The sequence below is a fragment of the Streptomyces sp. CLCI03 genome (assembly GCF_053615355.1).
Genome location: NZ_CM132132.1, coordinates 3,196,060 through 3,217,377 on the forward strand (window position 1 = coordinate 3,196,060; position 21,318 = coordinate 3,217,377).

20 protein-coding genes are annotated in these 21,318 nt (G+C 72.3%); 8 read left to right on the plus strand and 12 right to left on the minus strand.

The genetic code is table 11. The features are described 5' to 3' along the window. Positions 1–75 precede the first annotated feature (75 nt). Complete coding sequence (locus ACWG52_RS14500; protein ID WP_078851012.1) at positions 76–960, plus strand: helix-turn-helix transcriptional regulator; 885 nt, start codon at positions 76–78, stop codon at positions 958–960. On the opposite strand, the gene ACWG52_RS14505 is transcribed toward ACWG52_RS14500, so the two are convergent. The 3 genes from ACWG52_RS14505 to ACWG52_RS14515 all read right to left on the minus strand — a co-directional run bounded on the left by ACWG52_RS14505 (position 950) and on the right by ACWG52_RS14515 (position 3,729). Beyond that, positions 950–1,906 carry a GNAT family N-acetyltransferase gene (locus ACWG52_RS14505; RefSeq protein ID WP_453128888.1) on the minus strand — a complete coding sequence of 319 codons (957 nt, stop codon included), beginning with the start codon at positions 1,904–1,906 and terminating at the stop codon, positions 950–952. The two genes, ACWG52_RS14500 and ACWG52_RS14505, sit on opposite strands and share 11 nt — an antisense overlap. Positions 1,907–2,029: 123 nt before the next feature. Beyond that, on the minus strand, positions 2,030–3,301 hold the full coding sequence (locus ACWG52_RS14510; RefSeq protein ID WP_389807564.1) for a L,D-transpeptidase: 1,272 nt from the start codon (positions 3,299–3,301) through the stop codon (positions 2,030–2,032). Between the two features lie 134 nt (positions 3,302–3,435). Continuing rightward, the gene (locus tag ACWG52_RS14515) at positions 3,436–3,729 is read right to left on the minus strand and encodes a hypothetical protein (protein ID WP_030012477.1); all 294 of its coding nucleotides are present in this window, start codon (positions 3,727–3,729) and stop codon (positions 3,436–3,438) included. A gap of 155 nt (positions 3,730–3,884) precedes the next feature. Between ACWG52_RS14515 and ACWG52_RS14520 the strand changes: the two genes are divergently transcribed. Then, positions 3,885–4,247 (plus strand): hypothetical protein, encoded by a 363-nt coding sequence (locus tag ACWG52_RS14520; protein ID WP_389807566.1) that lies wholly within the window; start codon positions 3,885–3,887, stop codon positions 4,245–4,247. Positions 4,248–4,312: 65 nt separating this feature from the next. Here the strand turns inward: ACWG52_RS14520 and hutH are convergent, their stop codons facing one another. The 5 genes from hutH to ACWG52_RS14545 form a co-directional block, all read right to left on the minus strand. Then, complete coding sequence (gene hutH, locus ACWG52_RS14525; protein WP_033219676.1) at positions 4,313–5,854, minus strand: histidine ammonia-lyase; 1,542 nt, start codon at positions 5,852–5,854, stop codon at positions 4,313–4,315. 107 nt (positions 5,855–5,961) lie between these two features. After that, positions 5,962–7,077, minus strand: coding sequence for a diguanylate cyclase domain-containing protein (locus tag ACWG52_RS14530; protein WP_453128890.1), 1,116 nt, complete (start codon positions 7,075–7,077; stop codon positions 5,962–5,964). Between the two features lie 102 nt (positions 7,078–7,179). Continuing rightward, the gene (locus tag ACWG52_RS14535) at positions 7,180–7,980 is read right to left on the minus strand and encodes an enoyl-CoA hydratase/isomerase family protein (protein ID WP_389807570.1); all 801 of its coding nucleotides are present in this window, start codon (positions 7,978–7,980) and stop codon (positions 7,180–7,182) included. A gap of 150 nt (positions 7,981–8,130) precedes the next feature. Continuing rightward, positions 8,131–9,294, minus strand: coding sequence for an adenylate/guanylate cyclase domain-containing protein (locus ACWG52_RS14540; RefSeq protein WP_301367019.1), 1,164 nt, complete (start codon positions 9,292–9,294; stop codon positions 8,131–8,133). Between the two features lie 197 nt (positions 9,295–9,491). Further along, entirely contained in the window at positions 9,492–10,358 is an 867-nt protein-coding gene (locus ACWG52_RS14545) for a biotin--[acetyl-CoA-carboxylase] ligase (RefSeq protein ID WP_389807572.1), read from the minus strand. A gap of 131 nt (positions 10,359–10,489) precedes the next feature. On the opposite strand from ACWG52_RS14545, the gene ACWG52_RS14550 reads away from it, so the two are divergent. The 4 genes from ACWG52_RS14550 to ACWG52_RS14565 all read left to right on the plus strand — a co-directional run bounded on the left by ACWG52_RS14550 (position 10,490) and on the right by ACWG52_RS14565 (position 13,179). Further along, positions 10,490–12,082, plus strand: a complete 1,593-nt coding sequence (locus tag ACWG52_RS14550; RefSeq protein ID WP_389807574.1) for an acyl-CoA carboxylase subunit beta — start codon at positions 10,490–10,492, stop codon at positions 12,080–12,082. Between the two features lie 21 nt (positions 12,083–12,103). Next, positions 12,104–12,310, plus strand: coding sequence for an acyl-CoA carboxylase epsilon subunit (locus ACWG52_RS14555; RefSeq protein WP_389808221.1), 207 nt, complete (start codon positions 12,104–12,106; stop codon positions 12,308–12,310). Between the two features lie 80 nt (positions 12,311–12,390). Next, positions 12,391–12,525: a morphogenic membrane protein MmpB gene (gene mmpB / locus ACWG52_RS14560; protein ID WP_266353118.1), complete on the plus strand. Its 135-nt coding sequence runs from the start codon at positions 12,391–12,393 to the stop codon at positions 12,523–12,525. A gap of 30 nt (positions 12,526–12,555) precedes the next feature. After that, on the plus strand, positions 12,556–13,179 hold the full coding sequence (locus ACWG52_RS14565) for a nucleoside triphosphate pyrophosphatase (protein ID WP_390166124.1): 624 nt from the start codon (positions 12,556–12,558) through the stop codon (positions 13,177–13,179). On the opposite strand, the gene ACWG52_RS14570 is transcribed toward ACWG52_RS14565, so the two are convergent. Beyond that, positions 13,160–13,645, minus strand: a complete 486-nt coding sequence (locus ACWG52_RS14570) for a hypothetical protein (protein WP_389807577.1) — start codon at positions 13,643–13,645, stop codon at positions 13,160–13,162. The two genes, ACWG52_RS14565 and ACWG52_RS14570, sit on opposite strands and share 20 nt — an antisense overlap. Before the next feature lie 132 nt (positions 13,646–13,777). Next, positions 13,778–15,394, minus strand: coding sequence for an MFS transporter (locus ACWG52_RS14575; protein ID WP_453128895.1), 1,617 nt, complete (start codon positions 15,392–15,394; stop codon positions 13,778–13,780). A gap of 607 nt (positions 15,395–16,001) precedes the next feature. On the opposite strand from ACWG52_RS14575, the gene ACWG52_RS14580 reads away from it, so the two are divergent. Continuing rightward, a complete protein-coding gene (locus ACWG52_RS14580; protein ID WP_389807580.1) occupies positions 16,002–17,765 on the plus strand; it encodes an ATP-binding protein in 1,764 nt (587 codons plus the stop codon). A gap of 187 nt (positions 17,766–17,952) precedes the next feature. Here the strand turns inward: ACWG52_RS14580 and ACWG52_RS14585 are convergent, their stop codons facing one another. Further along, the gene (locus tag ACWG52_RS14585; protein ID WP_389807582.1) at positions 17,953–18,903 is read right to left on the minus strand and encodes a DeoR/GlpR family DNA-binding transcription regulator; all 951 of its coding nucleotides are present in this window, start codon (positions 18,901–18,903) and stop codon (positions 17,953–17,955) included. A 175-nt stretch (positions 18,904–19,078) separates the two neighbouring features. Continuing rightward, on the minus strand, positions 19,079–20,518 hold the full coding sequence (locus ACWG52_RS14590; protein ID WP_389807584.1) for an NAD(P)H-quinone dehydrogenase: 1,440 nt from the start codon (positions 20,516–20,518) through the stop codon (positions 19,079–19,081). A gap of 173 nt (positions 20,519–20,691) precedes the next feature. On the opposite strand from ACWG52_RS14590, the gene ACWG52_RS14595 reads away from it, so the two are divergent. After that, positions 20,692–21,129, plus strand: a complete 438-nt coding sequence (locus ACWG52_RS14595) for a gamma-glutamylcyclotransferase (protein ID WP_030012228.1) — start codon at positions 20,692–20,694, stop codon at positions 21,127–21,129. The last annotated feature ends 189 nt before the right edge of the window (positions 21,130–21,318 follow it).

A 21,318-nucleotide genomic window follows, 5' to 3' on the forward strand; every position in this document is an offset into this window, starting at 1 on the left:
CGACCGGCGAACCTACGCCTGGTGGGGTCAGGCTCACGGCTGCCCCGTGACACGCCGCCCGGGGATAATCACGGGATGGACCAGCTTGATCAGCGCGCCTGCCTCGGTGAGTTCCTCCGCTCCCGCCGTGCGCGGCTGCGCCCCGAGGACGTGGGCCTGCCCGACCACGGGCGCCGCCGGCGCGTGCCCGGGCTGCGCCGGGAGGAACTGGCGCAGTTGGCAGGGGTGTCGGTCGCGTACTACACGCGGCTGGAGCAGCGCGACGGGCACAACGTGTCGGTGGAGGTCCTGGAGGCGCTCGCGCGGGCCCTGCGCCTCGACGGGAGCGAGCGGGCGCACCTGATGGACCTGGCGCGGCCGAAGGCGCATCGGCGCCGCCACAGTCGGCGCCCGCAGCAGGTGCGTCCGGAGCTGCGCACGCTGATGGACGCGATGTGCGGGGTACCGGCGTACCTGGTGGGGCACCGGCAGGACGTCATCGGTTGGAACCGGCTGGCGGCCGCGGTCTTCGGGGACTTCGGTGCTCTGCCGGCCGCCGAGCGGAACCTGGTGCGGCTGGTGTTCCTGGATCCGGCGACGGCGGAGCTGTACGGGGAGTGGGAGTGCCGGGCGTGCGAGGTGGTGAGCAACCTGCGCATGTACGCGGGCCAGCACCCGGACGACGAGCAGCTGTCGGCGTTGGTCGGGGAGCTGTCGGTGAAGAACGAGGAGTTCCGGCGGCTGTGGGCGGCGCACACGGTCGCGGACAAGACGCACGGGGAGAAGCTGCTGCGGCATCCGATCGTGGGTGAACTGCGGCTGTCCTTCGAGACGCTGAAGCTGCCGGACGACCCGGCGCAGTCCCTGGTCACCTTCCACGCCGCCCCCGGCTCCCCGTCGGCGGACGCCCTGCGTCTGCTGGCGTCGTGGTCGGCCCCCTCGGAGGGGGCCGGGGCGCGGAACCCGGCGGCTACAGGCTGAGCTGGTAATACGCGGCGGGGCGGTCCGGGCGGTAGCCCAGGCTCTCGTTCACCGCTCGCATCGGGGTGTTCTCGTCGGCCACCGTGGTGGCGATCCGGCACAGGGCGGGATAACGGTCGCGGGCCAGTTCCAGCATGTGCAGCTTGACCGCGCGGCCCAGGCCGTGGCCCCGGTGGGCGGGGGCGACCACCGTGTCGTACTGGAGGGCGCGCGGGCCGGCCGGGTCGGGCAGGACCAGTTCCGTGTACGCGGCCACCTCGCCCCGCGGGGTCACCGCGGCGGCCGTGGTGATCTCGCCGCCCCGGTCGAGGACGAGCCGGTGTGCGGCGTGCAGCCGCTGCGGGGTCCAGGGTTCGATCTTCTCGTCGATGTCCCCCATGGGCGCGTCCTGCATGGCGCCGTGGGCCGTGGCGAGCGGCGCGGCCCACTCGTCGGGCACCAGGCCGTGCCAGGAGCGCAGTTCGTACCCCGGGGCGACGGCGGCGGCGTGGCGCTGCCGGGTCACGTCCTGCTCGTACCAGGCCATGGGCAGGACGTTCTCGAAGCCGAGGGACTCCGCGAACGCCTGCCCCGGCCCGCCCAGGTCCACCAGGGTCGAGACCGAGGTCCGGCCGTGGGCGAGGAGCTCGGCCCGGACCTGCTCCCACAGAGCCCGGCCCAGGCCCCGGCGGCGGGCGTACGGGCGTACGGCGAGCACGTCGAGGAAGGCGGTGTGGGCGTTGGCCTCGTCCGTGAACAGGAGCAGCGCGGCCACGCCCGCGCCCTCGTCCGCGGTCCAGAGCGCGGCGCGGCCGCGCGCCGGTGTGACCCGTAGCCGGCCGGCCACCTCGGTCCGGGCGGGTGGCGGCCCCTGCGGCAGGTCGGCGGCCCGGGCGGAGGCGAGGACCGCGGTCCAGTCGTCGATCTCGGTGTCGGTCGGGGGCAGCGACAGGGCACGGATGGTCATACCGGGGACCCTAGATGATCCACTCGGGCCGCATCCGGCCGTTTCCGGCCGTTTCCGGGCGGAACGACGGACGGCGGGGACCCCGTGAGGGATCCCCGCCGTCGTCGCGTGCGGTGCGGGACGTCAGGCGGCCGAGCCGGCCTTCCACTCCGCCCAGCCCATGTTCCAGCCGTTGAGGCCGTTGTCGGGCTTGATGGTCTTGTCCGGGGAGTTGACCACGGTGACCACGTCGCCGATGAGCGAGTTGTCGTAGAACCAGGCGGCGGGCTGGTTCGGGTCGCCCGCGCCCTTGACGTCGTTCAGGCCGACACAGCCGTGGCTGGTGTTCGCGCTGCCGAAGACCGAGTCGGCTCCCCAGTAGTTGCCGTGGAGGAAGGTGCCGGACTGGGACAGGCGCATGGCGTGCGGGACGTCCTTGATGTCGTACTCGCCCTTGCCCTCACTGTCCTTGAAGCCGACGGTGGAGCCGTCCATCCGGGTCTCCTTGAACTTCTCGGAGATCACCATCTGACCGTTGTAGGTCGGGTTGTCCGGGGAACCCGCCGAGATCGGGATGGTCTTGATGACCGCGCCGTCCCGGGTGACCGTCATCTTCTTGGTCTTCGTGTCGACCGTGGAGACCTGGCTCCGGCCGATCTTGAAGGTGACGGTCTTGTTCTGGACGCCCTGGACGCCGGGAGCGCCCTGGACGCCCTCCAGCGACAGCTTCATGGTGACGGTGGAGTTCGCCTGCCAGTACTGCTCCGGGCGGAAGTCCAGGCGCTGCGCGCCGAACCAGTGGCCGACGACTTCCTGGCCGCTGCTGGAGCTGACCGAGATCGCCGCCTGGACGGCCTTCTTGTCCTGGATCGGCTTGTTGAAGGTGATCGAGACCGGCATGCCCACGCCGACCGTCTGGCCCTCGTCCGGGACGAACGAGCCGATGAAGCTGTTCTCCGGGGAGACGGTGGTGAAGGAGGCGTTCTCGTGCGCCTCCTTGCCGTCGGCGTCCTTGGCGGTCGCCGCCAGGGCGTACTTCGTGGAGCGCTTCAGCGCGGCGTCGGGCTTCCAGCTCTTGCCGTCGGCGGCGATCTTGCCGGCCACGGCGGTGCCCTCGCTGGTCTTGAGCTCGACCAGGGTGAGGGTGCCGTCGGCGACGGCGACGTTCGCCGCGTCGTTGAGGCCGACGTTCGTGGCCCCGTCCTTGGGCGTGATGGTTATCTTGGCCTTGGAGGCGTCCTTGGCGGCTGCCGCGTCGGCGTCCGCCTGCGCCTTGCCCGCCTCGGAGCTCTTCGGCTTCGCGTCGTCGTCTCCGCCGCCGCACGCCGTGAGCATCAGTACCCCACCGAGCACCGCGGATATGGCCACCAGGGACCGCCTCCGCCGCATACTGTCCGTCCTCACACGCCACTCCATCATTGCCGGATACCCCGGAGGCTGGCCGTCCCCGGGGTTGGCCGGGCAGGGGGCACACCCCCTGCCTGGTCCTGACAACGCGTTAACGGCACCGGCCGGTTCCACATTCCGTTCGGATGTGGTCCACCACACGGTCAGGCGTTGTCGGGTTCCTCGTCGAAGTCCCCATCTTCCTCGTCCAGGTCCCACTCCATGGACTCGGGGTCGTATTCGACGGGCTCGCTGCTCCAGGAGGCCTGCGCGAGTTCCACACCGGGGATGTCCACGACCAGGTCAGTGGGGTCGACGAGGTAGGCGAGGGCCTCGGACTCGTCCTCGCGGACGGCGGACTCGGCGTGGCCGCGCTCCTCGTCCGGCATGAACTCGTCGGCCTTGATGTGTGCGAGCGCGGCTCCTGTGAGTGCCTGGACGTCGGGCACCTCAAGCACCAAATCCACCCGAAGTCGTACGTAACGTGATGTCTCAGAAGAGTTCATACGACGGAGAGTAAGCCCGCGGAAGCCCCGACTTTCCCACGACCCGCCCCTTTCCGTAGCATCACCGCACACGGCCAATTCGCTGCTGCCACAAGGGGGATCGCACCGTGTCCGCACGCCGACCGCTGCTCACCGCTCTCGGAGCGACCACCCTCCTCGCCGCCCTGTGGTTCGTGCCATCGGCGGGTGCCACCTCCGCCGGTGTCGAGGAGACCCGTTCCGGTGTGCCCACGGGCGCGAACGCCGCCCGGGCGGCCACCGACCCGACCGACTCCACCGACTCCGGTTCCGTTTCCGACGCCCGCGGGACGGTCACGGGAACGGCCTCCGGGCCGGGCTCGCGCCCGCAGCCCCTGCTCGCCGCCACCGGATCCGTGGACACCACCCCCTACCTCCTGGGCGGCACCCTCTTCCTCGGCGTCGGGGCGGGCTTCGTGGCCTTCTCCGTCCGCCGCTCGCACGCGCTGTAGACACGGCGAAGGGCCGCCCCGGGACGGATCCCGGGGCGGCCCTTCCGCGCGTACGCGGCCTGGCGTCAGGCGAGCGGACCCGTCACCGGCTCCACCGCGGCCAGCAGGCCGCCCGTACGGACGAATTCGTCGGCGGCGGCCAGGTCAGGGGCGAGGAAACGATCCGGCCCAGGACCCTGCACGCCCGCCGCGCGGGCGCCCGCGATCGCGGCCTGGCTGGCCGGGGCCGGGGTCAGCCCGTGGCGCAGCTCGATGGCGCGGGTGGCGGCGTAGAGCTCGATGGCGATGATCCGCGTCAGGTTGTCGACGGCGGTACGGAGCTTGCGCGCGGCCGACCAGCCCATCGAGACGTGGTCCTCCTGCATGGCGGAGGAGGGGATCGAGTCGGCCGAGGCCGGCACCGCGAGCCGCTTCATCTCGCTGACCAGGGCGGCCTGCGTGTACTGGGCGATCATCAGACCGGAGTCGACACCGGCGTCGTCCGCGAGGAACGGCGGAAGGCCGTGCGAGCGGTTCTTGTCGAGCAGCCGGTCGGTGCGGCGCTCGGCGATGGAACCGAGGTCGGCGGCCGCGATGGCGAGGAAGTCCAGCACGTAGGCGACCGGGGCCCCGTGGAAGTTGCCGTTGGACTCCACGCGCCCGTCGGGCAGGACCACCGGGTTGTCCACGGCGGCGGCCAGCTCGCGGGAGGCCACCAGGGCGGCGTGCGCCATGGTGTCGCGGCCCGCGCCGGCGACCTGCGGGGCGCAGCGTACGGAGTAGGCGTCCTGCACGCGCGGGGCGGTCTCCTCCTGGTAGTGGCGCACGAGCCCGGAGCCCTTGAGGACGGCGGCCATGTTCGCGGCGGAGGCGCCCTGGCCCGGGTGCGGGCGGATGGCGTGCAGCTCGGGCTGGAGCACCTTCTCGGTGCCGAGCAGCGCCTCCAGCGTCAGCGCGGCGGTGATGTCGGCGGAGGTGTAGAGCTTGCCGAGGTCGGCGAGCGCCATGATCAGCATGCCGAGCATGCCGTCGGTGCCGTTGAGGAGGGCGAGGCCCTCCTTCTCGCGGAGCACGACGGGCTCGATGCCGGCTTCGGCGAGCAGCTCACCGGCGGGGCGGACGGTGCCGTCCGGACCCTCGGCGTCGCCCTCGCCCATCAGGGCGAGCGCGCAGTGGGACAGCGGCGCGAGGTCGCCGGAGCAGCCCAGGGAGCCGTACTCGTGGACGACGGGGGTGATCCCGGCGTTGAGCACGTCGGCCATGGTCTGCGCGACGGAGGGGCGTACGCCGGTGTGACCGGAGGCCACGGTCTTCAGGCGCAGGAACATCAGCGCGCGGACGACCTCCCGCTCGACGCGCGGGCCCATGCCGGCGGCGTGCGAGCGGACGATGTTGCGCTGGAGCTGGGCACGCAGCTCGGGGCTGATGTGCCGGGAGGCGAGCGCACCGAACCCGGTGGACACGCCGTAGACGGGCTCGGGCTTGGCGGCCAGGGCGTCGACGATCTCGCGGGCCCGGGCGAGGGCGCCCTGGGCCTCGGCGGAGAGCTCGACGCGTGCGTTGCCGCGGGCTACGGCGATGACGTCCTCGGCGGTGGTCCCGGACGTCCCCACCACGACAGTGTGCATATCCATATTCAGCACCCTACGGATTGAATCGCTTCATGTCACTAGCTTGAACTGTCACGATCGCGACGCTGCTGGACCCCTTACGGACCGATGTCGCGGGCGGCCGATCACTGGCGGCCCCGGAACCGGCGCCGCTCCCCGGGAGCCTCCTCGGCGGCGGCGTCCGCGAGCCGGACCACCGCGGTGTCCCGGCCCGCCACGACGGGCTTCGGCGAGCGCGCGGCCTTCGCCTTGTACTGGGCCGCGTCCGCGAGCCGGAACAGCCGCCGGGAGGACTTCACCAGCCCGATCGGGTCGCCGGTGGAGGCCACCCCGCAGGCCGCGCCCTCGCCCAGCTCCAGCTCGGCCGCCCGGGTGCACACCTCCTCGGTGACGCGGACGATCTCGTCCGCCGTCGGGCCGACCCCGACCAGGCAGAACTCGTCGCCGCCCAGGCGCGCCACCAGCGATCCGGGCAGCATCGCCCCGCACAGGCTCAGCACGGACCCGAACCGCTCCAGGAGCCGGTCGCCCATGGCGTGCCCGAGGGTGTCGTTGACCTTCTTCAGGCCGTTCAGGTCGCAGACGACGAGGCTGACGACCACCCCGGTCCGGCGGTGCTCCTCCAGGGCCTCGTCGAGGCGCATGTCGACCGCCCGCCGGTTCGCGAGCCCGGTCAGCGGGTCGGTGAAGGCGAGCCGCCGGGCCTCCTCCAGCCGCTCGTTCTGCGCGAGACCGGCCGCGACCACGGCGGCGAGCACGGTGGCGAAGTCGGCGTCGTCCTCGTCGAAGTCGGGCAGTCCCTCGTCCCGCGCGACGTACAGCTCGCCCCAGGCGCGGCCGCTGAGCACGACGGGCGCGACCACGCAGGTCCCGCGGCCGCGGCGGCGCAGGGCGTCCCCGCGCCGTCCCGGGCGGTCGCCGACGGCGCTCTCCACCCAGGCGTGCGGGCCGCCGCCGCCCACCCAGAGCTCGTGCAGGAACTCGGTGATCTCGGGGAAGTCGTGCACCGGGTAGGACTCGTCCTCGGGGAACTCCTCCTCGCCGGCCCGCCGCTCGCCCTCGTTCACGAGCACCCGCAGGCGCCCCCGCTCCCGCTCCCACGCGGAGATCGCGGCGAACGAGCCGTCCAGCGCCACGCGCGCGCCCCGCGCGGCCGCCCGCACGCTGTCCCGCGGCGCGCACGCCGCGGCCATCGCCTGGGCGAGTTCCACCACGGCCCGTAGCCGCCCGTCGACTCCCATCACCCCAGGCTAGGGACTTTTGTCAGTTTTGGAGACAATTGGTGCGACTTTCGGTGCCGCCAAGATCACCAAAAGTGATCGGCGACACCGCCGCCCGGCCGACTACTCCCCCGGCCAGTTCGGCTTGCGCTTCTCGTTGAACGCCGCGACACCCTCCACCCGGTCACCGGAGAAGGCCACCGTCCGCCAGGCCGCGTCCTCGATCTCCAGACCGGCCTCCAGGTCCATCCCGTGGCCCAGCCGCAGCGCCCGCTTGGCCGCCCGCAGACCCACCGGGGAGTTCGCCGCCATCCGGGACGCCAGCGCCAGCGCCTCGGCCGTGTCCTGGCCGGCCGGGACCAGCGAGTCCACGAGCCCCAGGGACAGCGCCTCGGCCGCCTCCACCCGGCGCGCCGTGAAGATCAGCTCGGCGGCCCGCGCCGCACCCACCCGGCGCGGCAGCAGCTGCGTACCCCCACCGCCGGGAATCACGCCCACCGACACCTCGGGCAGGCCCACCACCGAGGTCTCGTCGGCGACGATCACGTCGCAGGCCAGGGCCAGCTCGAAGCCGCCGCCCAGCGCGAACCCGTGCACCGCCGCGATCGTGGGCATCGGCAGCGCCAGCACGCCCCCGTACGCCCCCCGCGTGGTCGGCCGCTGCCGGACCAGCTCGCTGTCCGAGAAGGAGTTCCGCTCCTTGAGGTCCGCCCCGACGCAGAAGGCCCGCTCCGCGGTGGAGGACAGCACCACCACCCGCACCGACGGGTCCGCCGCGAGCGCCGCGCAGGCGGCGCCGATCGACCGGGCCATCTCCGTCGACACCGCGTTCATCGCCTTGGGGCGGTCCATCGCCAGCTCCGCGACGTGCCCGTCGCCCTCCCGACGTACCGCGACGAACTCTCCGAAGCGCTGCTCAGACATGCCTGCGACCCTCCCGGTTAACGAGCGTTATCGCCGCACTCTAGTGCGCGGGGAGGCCACCGGGTCAAGGCTGCGCCGCTGCGGGGCACGGCTGCGCCCGGCCCGCGGGTGGGAGGCACCCCGAGACACCCCCCAGGGCCCACGGCCGCGTCAGGCGGGGTTCTTGGGCTTGCGCCGCGTCAGCGACCAGGGCTCCACGACGCCGAGGCCGCGGACCGGCCGCTGCCACATCGGCTGCAGCGCGAAGCGGTAGGACGCGCCCTCGTCGGGCGCCGTCTCGGCCTCCTTCTCCGACACCGGGGCGGCCCCGGTCCGGGAGAGTTCCTCGGCCATCGCCCCGTCCACCAGGACCGCGTCCTTGGGGGCTATGGAGGTCAGCCGGCTGGCCAGGTTCACCGTGGTCCCGAAGACATCGCCCATCCGGGTGGTCACCGTGCCGAAGGCGATCCCGACCCGCAGCTCCGGCATCTGCGCGTCGAGCTCCATCGTCTCGATCAACCGCAGGGCGATCTCCGCCGCCGTCGCCGCGTCGTCGGCGCAGTACAGCACCTCGTCGCCGAGGGTCTTGATCAGCCGGCCGCCGTGCGCGGCCACCAGGTCGGCCGCCGTCGTCTCGAAGGACTCGACCAGCTCGCCGAGCTCCTCCTCCTCCAGCCGTCGCGTCAGGCGGGTGAAGCCCACCAGGTCGGCGAAGCCCACGGCGAGTCGCCGGTCGACCATCTCGTCGTCGTCGGCCACCTGCACCACGCGCCCGGTCGCGGCCGCCAGCTGGCGCCGCCACACGTAGACGAGGAACTCCTCCAGCTCGGGCAGCAGCAGCTCCACCAGGGGGTACGTGACCTCCGTACGGGTCATGCCCGGCTCCGGCGGCTCCGTCAGCCCCTCCAGGAACGAGTCGATCTGCCACTCGGCCAACCGGGCGGTGGTCTGCCCGGTGGAGCGCGCCACCTGCACGGCCATCGGCTCGGACAACAGCCCGGCCTCCACCAGACCGGCCAGCCGGCGCAGGGCCAGCACGTCGGCCTCGGTCAGCGCCCGGGCCTGCCCGATGTCGGCGAAGCCCATGGCCCGCCAGAAGCGCGAGGCCAGCTCCATGGACACACCGGCGCTCCGGGCGGCCTGGAACGGCGTGTACCTGCGCTCGGCACCGAGGATCAGCTGCTCCAGCCGAATGGCGAGCGGATCCGCCGTGGGCTGGGCCGTGTGATCGACCTCGTGGTGCGGGGTGTGCTGGTCACGGCCGATCGGGGTGCCCGGGCCGGACGCGGAGCCGCCACCGGCGGACGCGCTGGACGTAGGGTCGTCGACGGTCAAGGGCCGCCTCCTGTCCATTCCGTGCGCACTGCCCTGCGAACCGGTTGATCACCACGAGCACCGGGATCGCCTAAACCATACGGCAGGTGTGCCGTAGCTCACTCCCCCTCCCCACTTCCGGGCCGCCCGCGACCTGGGTGCGGGGTCCGGGGCGCACGGCCCCGGTACGACGCCGCACCCGGCGCCCCTGTCCCGTGTCAGTGCACGGAACGCAGGTGGATGACGTCGCCCGCGCCCACCGTCTCGTGCAGGCCCTCGGCCGTACGGATCACCAGGCGGCCATCGGTGTCGACCGCTTCGGCCGTTCCGGTGAGGGTGCGCCCGCCGGGCAGCTCCGCGCGGACGTGCCGGCCCAGGGTCGCGCAGCCCGCCGCGTAGGTCTCCTGGAGGCCGCTGGCCGCCGGGTCGCCACCGGCCGCGCGCCACCTGCCGTACCACTCCTCCAGGGACCGCAGGACGGCCCGCAGGAGCGGGTCCCGGTCGGTCACGGAGGCCTTGGCCAGCAGCAGCGACCCCGCGGCCGGTACCGGCAGCTCGTCCTCCGTCAGGCTGACGTTGAGCCCGATCCCGAGGATCACGCCGTCCTCGACCCGCTCGGCGAGGATCCCGCCGGTCTTGCGTTCCTCGCCGTCGACGGTGACCAGCAGGTCGTTGGGCCACTTGAGGGCGGTGTCCACGCCGGCCGCCCGGGACAGCCCGGTCGCGGTCGCCACCCCGGCCAGCAGGGTCAGCCAGCCCCACCGCTCCTGCGGCACCGCGTCGCCCGGCTTGAGCAGGACGGAGAAGAACAGCCCGGACCGGGCGGGCGCGACCCAGCTCCGGTCCAGCCGCCCGCGCCCGGCGCTCTGCTCCTCGGCGACGAGGACGGCTCCCTCGGGCAGCCGCGCCGCCCGAGTGGCAAGGTCGGTATTGGTGGACCCGGTACTGCCCACGACCTCCAGCGAGGTCCACAGCCCGTCCCCGGTGACGAGCGCCCTCGTGAGGGCGGCGGCATTGAGGGGCGGGCGGTCCAGGCTCGACCAGCGACCGGAGGAAGCTCCTGCTGAGGCATCTGATGGCGTCATGCAACCCAATGTAGGTGTGTCAAACGCCGCACTGCCGAGCGCCATGCCCGCCGATACGCTACGCACCAGTAGCCAGCAGTAGTCAATCAATTGACCAGGCAGTTGACACCACGCAGGGAGCCGCGACCCCGATGTCACATCCGTCAGAGCCGATCGACATGCACACCACCGCGGGCAAGATCGCGGATCTGCAGCGCCGCATCGACGAAGCCACCCACGCAGGGTCCGCCCGCGCCGTGGAGAAGCAGCACGCCAAGGGCAAGCTGACGGCGCGTGAGCGGGTTGCCCTCCTGCTGGACGAGGGATCCTTCGTCGAGCTCGACGAGTTCGCCCGGCACCGTTCCACCAACTTCGGGTTGGAGAAGACCCGGCCCTACGGCGACGGCGTCGTCACCGGCTACGGCACGGTGGACGGCCGCCCGGTGGCCGTGTTCTCGCAGGACTTCACCGTCTTCGGCGGGGCCCTCGGCGAGACCTACGGCCAGAAGATCATGAAGGTCATGGACTTCGCGCTGAAGACCGGATGCCCCCTCGTCGGCATCAACGACTCCGGCGGCGCCCGGATCCAGGAGGGCGTCAGCGCCCTGGGCATGTACGGCGAGATCTTCCGCCGCAACGTCCACGCGTCCGGCGTGATCCCGCAGATCAGCCTGGTCGTCGGGCCCTGCGCGGGCGGCGCCGTGTACTCCCCCGCCATCACCGACTTCACGGTCATGGTCGACCAGACCTCGCACATGTTCATCACCGGCCCGGACGTCATCAAGACGGTCACCGGCGAGGACGTCGGCTTCGAGGAGCTGGGCGGGGCGCGCACGCACAACAGCACGTCCGGCGTCGCGCACCACATGGCGGGCGACGAGAAGGACGCCATCGAGTACGTGAAGTCACTGCTCGCGTACCTGCCGTCGAACAACCTCTCCGAGCCGCCCTCCTTCCCGGAGGAGGCGGACACCGAGGTCTCCGACACCGACCGCGAGCTCGACGTGCTGATCCCGGACAGCGCCAACCAGCCGTACGACATGCACACCGTGATCGAGCACGTGCTCGACGACGCGGAGTTCCTGGAGACGCAGTCGCTGTTCGCGCCGAACATCCTGACCGGCTTCGGCCGGGTCGAGGGCCACCCGGTGGGTGTCGTCGCCAACCAGCCGATGCAGTTCGCCGGCTGCCTGGACATCGACGCCTCCGAGAAGGCGGCGCGGTTCGTGCGGACCTGCGACGCCTTCAACATCCCGGTGCTGACCTTCGTGGACGTCCCGGGCTTCCTCCCGGGCACCGACCAGGAGTACAACGGAATCATCCGACGCGGCGCGAAGCTGATCTACGCGTACGCCGAGGCCACCGTGCCGCTGATCACCGTCATCACCCGCAAGGCCTTCGGCGGCGCGTACGACGTCATGGGTTCCAAGCACCTCGGCGCCGACCTGAACCTGGCCTGGCCGACCGCGCAGATCGCCGTCATGGGCGCGCAGGGCGCGGTGAACATCCTGCATCGCCGCACCATCGCGGAGGCCGCTCCCGAGGAGGTGGAGGAGACCCGGGCCCGGCTCATCGCCGAGTACGAGGACGCGCTCCTCAACCCGTACACGGCGGCCGAGCGCGGGTACATCGACGCGGTGACCATGCCGTCCGAGACCCGGGCGCACGTGGTGAAGGGGCTGCGGCAGCTGCGTACCAAGCGGGAGTCCCTGCCCCCGAAGAAGCACGGCAACATTCCGCTCTAGCCCCTCCAGGAGGACTCTGTGGTGATCAAGGTCGTCAAGGGCAACCCGACCCCGGAGGAGCTGGCCGCCGCACTGGCGGTGGTTCAGGCGCGCGCGGCGATGCTGGCCATGGCACCGTCGCCCGCCCCTCAGGCCACGGACGAGTGGTCGGCGCCGGCCCGGGTGGCCCGGCGGCGGGTGCCGTATCCCGGGCCGCGCGCCTGGGGCCGTACCTACTGGCCCGCCTAGCCGAACCGGTGCGAACGGGCGGTGGCGCCTGAGTACCCGTACTCAGGCGCCACACCCCTTTCCCGGGCCAGGATCGAGGCATGCTCTGGTCCGACCCGAAGAACGAGCCGCCCAAGGACATGCGCGACGCGCAGGCGATGATCCGGCGGCTGACCGTGGTGCTCGCCCTCGCCATGCTCGTGGTGGTGTACGTCCTGGGTGTGGGCCACTTCTAGGGGGTGCGGGCCGCGCCTACGATGGCCACCATGACTGCGACACCAGAGCCCCGGGCGACCGGGCGCGAGCTCGTCCTCGCCTCCGCCTCCCCCGCCCGGCTGAACCTGCTGCGACAGGCCGGGCTCGCCCCCCACGTGATCGTCAGCGGCTTCGACGAGGACACCCTGAACCACGACGAGCCGGCCGCCCTGGCGCTGGCGCTGGCCGAGGCGAAGGCCGCCGTCGTGGCGGGGCTGGACGAGGCCGCGGGCGCCCTGGTGATCGGCTGCGACTCGGTGCTGGAGCTGGACGGCGAGGCGCTGGGCAAGCCGGCGGACGCCGAGGAGGCCACCGCGCGCTGGAAGTCGATGCGCGGGCGGGCGGGCGTGCTGCGCACCGGCCACTGCGTGATCGACACGGCGAACGGCCGGCAGGTCTCGGCCACGGCCTCGACGACGGTCCGCTTCGGTGAGCCCACGGACGCCGAGGTGGCCGCGTACGTGGCGAGCGGGGAGCCCCTGCACGTGGCGGGGGCGTTCACCCTGGACGGGCTGTCGGCGCCGTTCATCGACGGCATCGACGGGGATCACAGCAACGTCATCGGACTGTCGCTGCCGCTGCTGCGTTCCCTGCTGGGCGAACTGGGCCTGTCCATCACGGACTTGTGGGCTTGAGCTCCCCGAACGGCGGCGTGGGCGGCAGCGGCGGGGTGTCCTGACCTTGACGTCCTACGCCGCCGTCTCCGCCGGACCGGGCGGCGTAGGACGTCAAGGTCAGGACGAGCAGACACAGGATCAGCATCAGCGTCGCGAAGGCGGCCCAGCCGACCAGCGCGACGGAGAGGATGCCGAGCACCCCGTGGGTGACGGCGCCGCTGATGAGCACGACGCGGCCGAAGCGTCCCGGGGCGCGGTCGCGGATCGCCGTGACGGCGCAGAGCACGGCGCACAGGACGAGGAAGGCGCCCATGCCCGCGCCCATGACGTAGGTCGCCTTGGACATGACGTCCGGATCGCTACCGGCTATCGACATCGACTGGTTCGCCGTGGTCCGGCCCAGCACGATGTGGACGAGCACGAGGACCGCCGCTTCCACGACGAGCACGATCGCGGCCAGTCCGGCCACGAGTCTTCGCAGCACGATGCCGCCACCCCCCACGTGTCACAAGCCCGTTCGACGCCTGGAGGCTACTAACGGGTAGCCCGGCGGGCAAGACATCCGCACACCCGGCTTGCGGACGCCTCCCGCCCCACGGACCGCCGTACGGCGCCGCTACGCCGACGACTTCGGCTTCTTCTCCCGCGGCCATACCGTGTACGACCAGGACCAGAGGGTGTCGATCACCCAGACGGTCAGCCAGATCCGGCCGGCCCAGACCAGCGGTCCGCGCTGCTCGTCGGGCACGGCGCCGTCCGTGAGCTGCCAGGCGAGCCAGCTGGAGTCCAGGGCCCACAGGACCAGTTGCCCGAGCGCGAACGCGGCCGTGTGGATGTACCAGTCCCGCCGCTCCTTGCGGGCGTGCTCCTTCGGCCCGAGGACGGCCCCCGCCGACGACCGCCCCGCCACTTCCCGCTCCCCCATGTCCGCGCCCCCACCCCTGGCGGTGTCGATGTCGGTGCCTTCGTCCGTGTCGTTGTCGATGTCGATGTCGTCCGCCCGGTCCGCTCCGGCCGTACGGTCCGCCGTCACGGCGGCGGTGTTCGGTCCGGGCTTCTTCCGCTCCGGCGGCAGGCCGAGGGTGCGGACCGCGTACGGCGCCAGGAGCGCGCCCAGGGCCGAGGTGGCCGCGGCCGCCCCGCAGGCGGCGACCCAGCCGGCCTCCTCGTAGAGCACGCCCATCACCAGCGGGCCGACCACCACGCCGGCCAGGCGGGCGCTCTCGTACAGGCCCATGGCCCGGCCGATCCGCCCCCCGGAGGCGGCGGCCACGGTCGCCTGCTCCACCGGGATCTGCGCGGCGAAACAGGCGGCGGCCACGGCCCACAGGACGGCGACGGCGGGCGGTGTGGAGACCACCGCGAGCCCCGCGGCGAACAGCGCGCTCGCCACGAACGAGGCGACCATGGTCGGCGTCCGCCCCAACCGGCCGGTGAGGTGGTGCGCGTGCGCCGGCAGCAGGACGAACACCACGAAGCCGGGCGCGAAGACCAGCGCGATCTCGTTCGGGGACAGCCCCGCCTCCGCCTGCAACCGGAGCAGCAGGAGCATCCACAGCCCCGCCTCGGCCGCGGCCGTCACCGCCGACACCACCATCAGCGGCACCAGCCGGCGCTCCGCCGCGCCACACCGCTCCCGGCGCCCGGTCGCAACCCGGGCCGGGTCCTGCCTCGGCCCGCGCAGCAGGGAGACCATGGCCACCGCGCAGGCCGCGCCGCCCAGCCAGAACAGCAGTGCGTAGCCACCGCGTTCCAGCAGGGAGAACGCCACCAGATAGCCGAGGAAGGCGCCCTGGCCCTCCGCGGACAGCAGCCTGCCGTAGGCGGAGGTGCCGTCACCGTCCTGCGACCGCTGCCCGGTCCAGGCCCGCAGCGCGACCCAGAACAGGGCCCCGCCGGCGCCTCCCAGGCCCGCCGCGGCGAAGGCCACGACCAGGGAGTCGGCGAGCGCGTAGCCCGCGAACGACAGGGCGTACAGACCCGCACCGGCCGCCGCCACCCGCCGCTGGTCGAAGCGGTCGGCCAGCTCCCCGGCCAGCGGGCGCACGATCAGCGACAGCGCCGCCTCGAAGGCGATCAGCGCGCCGACCACGGAGGCCCCGGCCCGTAGCGTCGACCCCGCCCACAGCGGCAGCAGGAAGTCGAGCACCTCCGCCGGGGCGCTCGCGCACAGCGCCGCCGACAGGACCCGGCGCCCGGCCGGATCCGCGGGCGCCTTCGCCCCGGCGCTCACGCTTCGACGGCCGGTGAGCAGCACCCGACCCCCGCCACGTCGGATCGGCCGGGGAGGGGCCCCGGTAAGAAGCCTGCCAAGGCCATCGTCTCGCCCTCGTCTCGCTGTCGTCGTTCTTCCACGCCGTCCGTAGGACGCCGTTCGGCCCGCCCTGGTTGTCAACTCGCCGGTGGCACCGCCGCCGCGCGATCGCGGGACCCGCTGTCGTCCATCCGTAGGACACGCCCGGCGCGCTGCCGCCCGCCCGGGCCCGGGAGGGCCGCACCGCTGTGGGTACGGTGTTGTCCCTGTTCGCCCCGCGGGACGACCGGGCTACCAATCAGTAAACAAGGGGACAACTCCTCTCACGACCGCAAAGAAACTGTGGGCCGTTCGTAGGGACTCGACAAAGAATCACCCGGGGCCGCTGACCCGGGGGACAGAGACCTTGGATACATGACGGGGTTACTGTGCAGTCGGGGATCCCCCTGACCTGGGGCGCCACAAGGGTTCTCCGCCGGTTCGACCTCCGCATCACACTCTGTGTGGGCAAGGTCACCACCGGGGAAGGGTCGAAAGGCCGTGTGGGCTGTCCCTAAACTCAGCTTGTTTCAAGGAGGGAGCCATCGTGCGCAAGGTGCTCATCGCCAACCGTGGCGAAATCGCTGTCCGCGTTGCTCGGGCCTGCCGGGACGCCGGGATCGGGAGCGTAGCCGTCTACGCCGATCCGGACCGGGACGCTCTGCACGTCCGCGCGGCCGACGAAGCTTTCGCGTTGGGCGGTGACACCCCGGCCGCCAGCTACCTGGACATCTCCAAGGTCCTCCAGGCCGCAGCCGACTCCGGTGCGGACGCCATCCATCCCGGATACGGCTTCCTGTCCGAGAACGCCGACTTCGCCCAGGCCGTGATCGACGCCGGCCTGACCTGGATCGGTCCGCCGCCGCAGGCCATCCGTGACCTCGGCGACAAGGTGGCCGCCCGTCACATCGCCCAGCGCGCCGGCGCGCCGCTGGTCGCCGGCACGCCGGACCCGGTCTCCGGATCCGACGAGGTCGTCGCCTTCGCCAAGGAGCACGGCCTGCCGATCGCGATCAAGGCCGCCTTCGGTGGTGGCGGTCGCGGTCTGAAGGTCGCCCGCACCCTCGAAGAGGTGCCGGAGCTCTACGAATCCGCCGTCCGTGAGGCCGTCGCCGCCTTCGGCCGCGGCGAGTGCTTCGTCGAGCGCTACCTCGACAAGCCCCGCCACGTCGAGACCCAGTGCCTGGCCGACTCGCACGGCAACGTCGTCGTCGTGTCGACCCGTGACTGCTCGCTCCAGCGCCGCCACCAGAAGCTCGTGGAGGAGGCCCCGGCACCGTTCCTGAGCGAGGCTCAGAACGCGGAGCTGTACGCCGCCTCCAAGGCGATCCTGAAGGAAGCCGGCTACGTCGGCGCCGGCACCGTCGAGTTCCTCGTCTCCGCCGACGGCCTGATCTCCTTCCTGGAGGTCAACACCCGCCTCCAGGTCGAACACCCGGTCACCGAAGAGGTCTCCGGCATCGACCTGGTCCGCGAGATGTTCCGCATCGCCGACGGCGAGGAGCTCGGCTACGGCGACCCGGTCCTGCGCGGTCACTCCATCGAGTTCCGCATCAACGGCGAGGACCCGGGCCGCGGCTTCCTCCCGGCGCCCGGCACCGTGACGAAGTTCGCCCCGCCGTCGGGCCCGGGCGTCCGCCTCGACGCCGGCGTCGAGTCCGGCTCCGTGATCGGCCCGGCCTGGGACTCGCTCCTGGCCAAGCTGATCGTCACCGGCGCCACCCGCGAGCAGGCCCTGCAGCGCGCCGCCCGCGCGCTCGCCGAGTTCGAGGTCGAGGGCATGGCCACGGCCATCCCCTTCCACCGCGCGGTCGTGGCCGACCCGGCGTTCGCCCCCACCGACGGCAGCCCCTTCACCGTCTTCACCCGGTGGATCGAGACCGAGTTCGTCAACGAGATCCCGGCGTTCACGGCCCCCGCCGCGGACGACGTCGAGGACGAGCCCGGCCGCGAGACGGTCGTCGTCGAGGTCGGCGGCAAGCGCCTGGAGGTCTCGCTCCCGTCGTCGCTGGGCATGACCCTGGCCCGCACGGCCGCCGCCGGTGGCGCGAAGCCGAAGCGCCGCGCGGCCAAGAAGTCCGGCCCGGCCGCCTCCGGCGACACCCTCGCCTCCCCGATGCAGGGCACGATCGTCAAGGTCGCGGTCGAGGAGGGCCAGCAGGTCAACGAGGGCGACCTGGTCGTCGTACTCGAAGCCATGAAGATGGAGCAGCCGCTGAACGCGCACCGCTCCGGCACCGTGGTCGGCCTCACCGCCGAGGTCGGCGGCTCGGTCACCTCGGGCGCCACCATCTGCGAGATCAAGGACTGACGTCCCGCTACGGGGTTCCCGGGGCTTGCCGCCCCGGGGGCCCCGTTTCGCATGTGCGGCGCCGTTCCGGGGTGCTGACCCCGCGCCTCGAACGCCGACGAGGCTGAAGATCCAGCCTCGCCGGCGTTCGAGGCGCGGGGTCCGGGGCGGAGCCCCGGCACACGGCCCGCGGGATCTAGGGCCTGCCTTAGCGGCGGCGCATGTCGGCCACGCGGGCCCGCTCCGTCTGCGGCTCCAGCATCCCGCCGGCGGCACTGCGCAGCTGCGCGGTCGGCCCGCCCCGCCGCTGCACCGGCAGCGGCGACTCGCGGCGCGACCGCCGCCCCTGCATCCCGTCCACGCCCCCGGAGGGCACGGCTCCGCCGGCCACGGTGATCTGCACGCCCTGGTCCGCCAGCGCCTGCAGCTCCGTACCCGCCCGGTCGTCGTGCGGTGGCGGCTCGTCCGTCACCAGACGTGTCATCACATCGGTGGGCACGGTCTGGAACATGGTGTCGGTGCCGAGCTTCGTGTGGTCGGCCAGCACCACCACCTCCGCCGCCGCCTGCACCAGCGCCCGGTCCACGCTGGCGGACAGCATGTTGGACGTGGACAGCCCGCGCTCGGCGGTCAGACCGCTGCCCGACAGGAAGGCCCGCGAGACCCGCAGCCCCTGGAGGGACTGTTCGGCTCCGCTGCCCACGAGGGCGTAGTTGGACCCGCGCAGGGTGCCGCCGGTCATGACCACCTCCACCCGGTTCGCGTGGGCCAGGGCCTGGGCGACGAGCAGCGAGTTGGTGACGACGGTCAGTCCGGGCACGCGGGCGAGCCGACGGGCCAGCTCCTGGGTCGTGGTGCCCGCGCCGACGACGACGGCCTCGCCCTCTTCGACGAGGGAGGCGGCGACATCGGCAATGGCGGTCTTCTCCGCCGTCGCGAGATGGGACTTTTGCGGAAAGCCGGACTCCCGCGTGAAACCGCCCGGCAATACCGCACCGCCGTGTCGGCGGTCGAGGAGTCCTTCTGCCTCCAGTGCCCGCACGTCCCGCCGTACGGTCACTTCGGAGGTCTGGACGACGCGGGCGAGCTCCCGGAGCGAAACCGCTCCGTTGGCCCGCACCATTTCGAGGATCAATTGGCGACGTTCTGCAGCGAACACGAAACTGACAGTAACGCCAACGACCGTCTGCTTTCAGCTCTTTGCGCCGGAATACCGAAGTTGTCCATAAGGCGGGGCGACTAGTGGTATACGCAGTCCGAGAGTTGCGTGAACATCTCGCCACGAAACGACGCCCCGCCCCAAACCCCTTACGGCGTGCGGCGGTTAGCGGGCATTACGCCTCCCCGGCGGTCTTCCGCGTGTGCAGCTGGCGGGCCACCTCGGCGATCGATCCCGAGAGCGAGGGGTACACGGTGAACGCGTTTGCGATCTGCTCGACCGTCAGATTGTTGTCGACCGCGATCGAGATGGGGTGAATCAGCTCGCTCGCGCGCGGGGAGACGACCACACCGCCGACGACGATCCCGGTGCCCGGACGGCAGAACAGCTTCACGAAGCCGTCCCGGATGCCCTGCATCTTGGCGCGCGGGTTGCGCAGCAGCGGGAGCTTCACCACGCGGGCGTCGATCTTGCCGGCGTCCACGTCCGCCTGGGTGTAGCCGACGGTGGCGATCTCCGGGTCCGTGAAGACGTTGGAGGAGACCGTCTTGAGGTTCAGCGGGGCCACCGCGTCACCGAGGAAGTGGTACATCGCGATGCGGCCCTGCATCGCCGCGACCGACGCGAGCGCGAAGACGCCCGTCACGTCACCGGCGGCGTACACGCCGGGCGCGGAGGTGCGCGAGACCTTGTCGGTCCAGATGTGCCCGGAGTCCTTGAGGCGGACCCCGGACTCCTCCAGGTTCATGTTCTTGGTGTTCGGGATCGCGCCGACCGCCATCAGGCAGTGCGTACCGGTCAGCACGCGGCCGTCGGAGAGGGTGACCTCGACCCGGTCGCCGACCCGCTTGGCGGACTCGGCGCGCGAGCGCCCGACGACGTTCATGCCGCGACGCCGGAAGACGTCCTCCAGCACGGCGGCGGCGTCCGGGTCCTCACCGGGCAGCACGCGGTCGCGGGAGGACACGAGGGTCACCCGGGAGCCGAGGGCCTGGTACGCGCCGGCGAACTCGGCACCGGTCACGCCGGAGCCGACCACGATGAGCTCCTCGGGGAGCTCGTCGAGGTCGTACACCTGGGTCCAGTTCAGGATCCGCTCGCCGTCGGGCATGGCGTCGGGGATCTCGCGGGGGGTGCCGCCGGTCGCGATCAGGACGGCGTCCGCGGTCAGGATCGTCTCGGAGCCGTCGGCGGCCGTGACGATGACGTCCCGGGTGCCGTCGATGCCCTGCGGCCCGCCGAGCTTGGCGCGGCCGCGCACCACGCGCGCGCCGGCCCGGGTGACGGAGGCGGTGATGTCGTGCGACTGGGCGAGCGCGAGGCGCTTGACGCGCCGGTTCACCTTGCCGAGGTCCACGCCGACGACGCGCGCGGCCTGCTCGATGTGCGGGGTGTCGTCCGCGACGACGATGCCGAGCTCCTCGTACGAGGAGTCGAAGGTCGTCATCACCTCGGCGGTCGCGATCAGAGTCTTGGAGGGGACGCAGTCGGTCAGCACCGATGCCCCGCCCAGACCGTCGCAGTCGACGACGGTCACCTCCGCGCCGAGCTGGGCCCCCACCAGGGCTGCCTCATACCCGCCGGGTCCGCCGCCGATGATCACGATCCGGGTCACGAAAAGTCCGCCTCACGTCTACCCGGCCGGCTGCCGCCCCGGCCGGTGTTCCGGGGGGTCTCCCCGGGGGATGCATTCCGTGCTCCATTGTCCCGCACGCTTCACGGTGCTTCGCGCCCGGTCCCTCCATCCGGGCACGCGTGCACCGGCACCCCTCCCGTACTCTCGACCCCATGTCGCTCTACGCCGCGTACGCCGGCAACCTCGACCCGCGGCTGATGACGCGCCGCGCTCCGCATTCGCCGCTGCGCGGCACGGGCTGGATCAACGACTGGCGGCTGACCTTCGGCGGCGAGCAGATGGGCTGGGAGGGTGCTCTCGCCACGATCGTCGAAGCCCCGCGCCACCAGGTCTTCGTCGCCCTGTACGACATCGCGCCGCTGGACGAGGACTCGATGGACCGCTGGGAGGGTGTCGGACTCGACATCTACCGCCGGATGCGGGTGCGCGTGCACACGCTGGACGGCGAGGAGGCGGCCTGGGTGTACGTCCTGAACGGCTACGAGGGCGGTCTGCCCTCGGCCCGCTACCTCGGCGAGATCGCCGACGCCGCCGAATCCGCGGGCGCCCCGCACGACTACGTGATGGAAATCCGCAAACGCCCCTGCTGACCCCCTGCGGGGCTGCTCGGCCCACTCACCACCGCTACCCGCGCCCCGCATTCCAGCCGTGCCGGCGCGCTTGCAGCTTCGCCCACGTTCGAGGCGTGGGGTCCGGGGCGAAGCCCCACCTCCAGCCCCGCCGACGATTGAGGCGCGGGGTCCGGGGCGGAGCCCCGGTCTTCGGTCCCGCCGACGCCT

Coding starts and splice junctions, on each gene's coding strand:
- ACWG52_RS14500 (WP_078851012.1), top strand. CDS start 76: ATGGACCAGCTTGATCAGCGCGCCTGCCTCGGTGAGTTCCTCCGCTCC.
- ACWG52_RS14505 (WP_453128888.1), bottom strand. CDS start 1,906: ATGACCATCCGTGCCCTGTCGCTGCCCCCGACCGACACCGAGATCGAC.
- ACWG52_RS14510 (WP_389807564.1), bottom strand. CDS start 3,301: ATGGAGTGGCGTGTGAGGACGGACAGTATGCGGCGGAGGCGGTCCCTG.
- hutH (WP_033219676.1), bottom strand. CDS start 5,854: ATGCACACTGTCGTGGTGGGGACGTCCGGGACCACCGCCGAGGACGTC.
- ACWG52_RS14530 (WP_453128890.1), bottom strand. CDS start 7,077: ATGGGAGTCGACGGGCGGCTACGGGCCGTGGTGGAACTCGCCCAGGCG.
- ACWG52_RS14535 (WP_389807570.1), bottom strand. CDS start 7,980: ATGTCTGAGCAGCGCTTCGGAGAGTTCGTCGCGGTACGTCGGGAGGGC.
- ACWG52_RS14545 (WP_389807572.1), bottom strand. CDS start 10,358: ATGACGCCATCAGATGCCTCAGCAGGAGCTTCCTCCGGTCGCTGGTCG.
- ACWG52_RS14550 (WP_389807574.1), top strand. CDS start 10,490: ATGTCACATCCGTCAGAGCCGATCGACATGCACACCACCGCGGGCAAG.
- mmpB (WP_266353118.1), top strand. CDS start 12,391: ATGCTCTGGTCCGACCCGAAGAACGAGCCGCCCAAGGACATGCGCGAC.
- ACWG52_RS14565 (WP_390166124.1), top strand. CDS start 12,556: ATGACTGCGACACCAGAGCCCCGGGCGACCGGGCGCGAGCTCGTCCTC.
- ACWG52_RS14595 (WP_030012228.1), top strand. CDS start 20,692: ATGTCGCTCTACGCCGCGTACGCCGGCAACCTCGACCCGCGGCTGATG.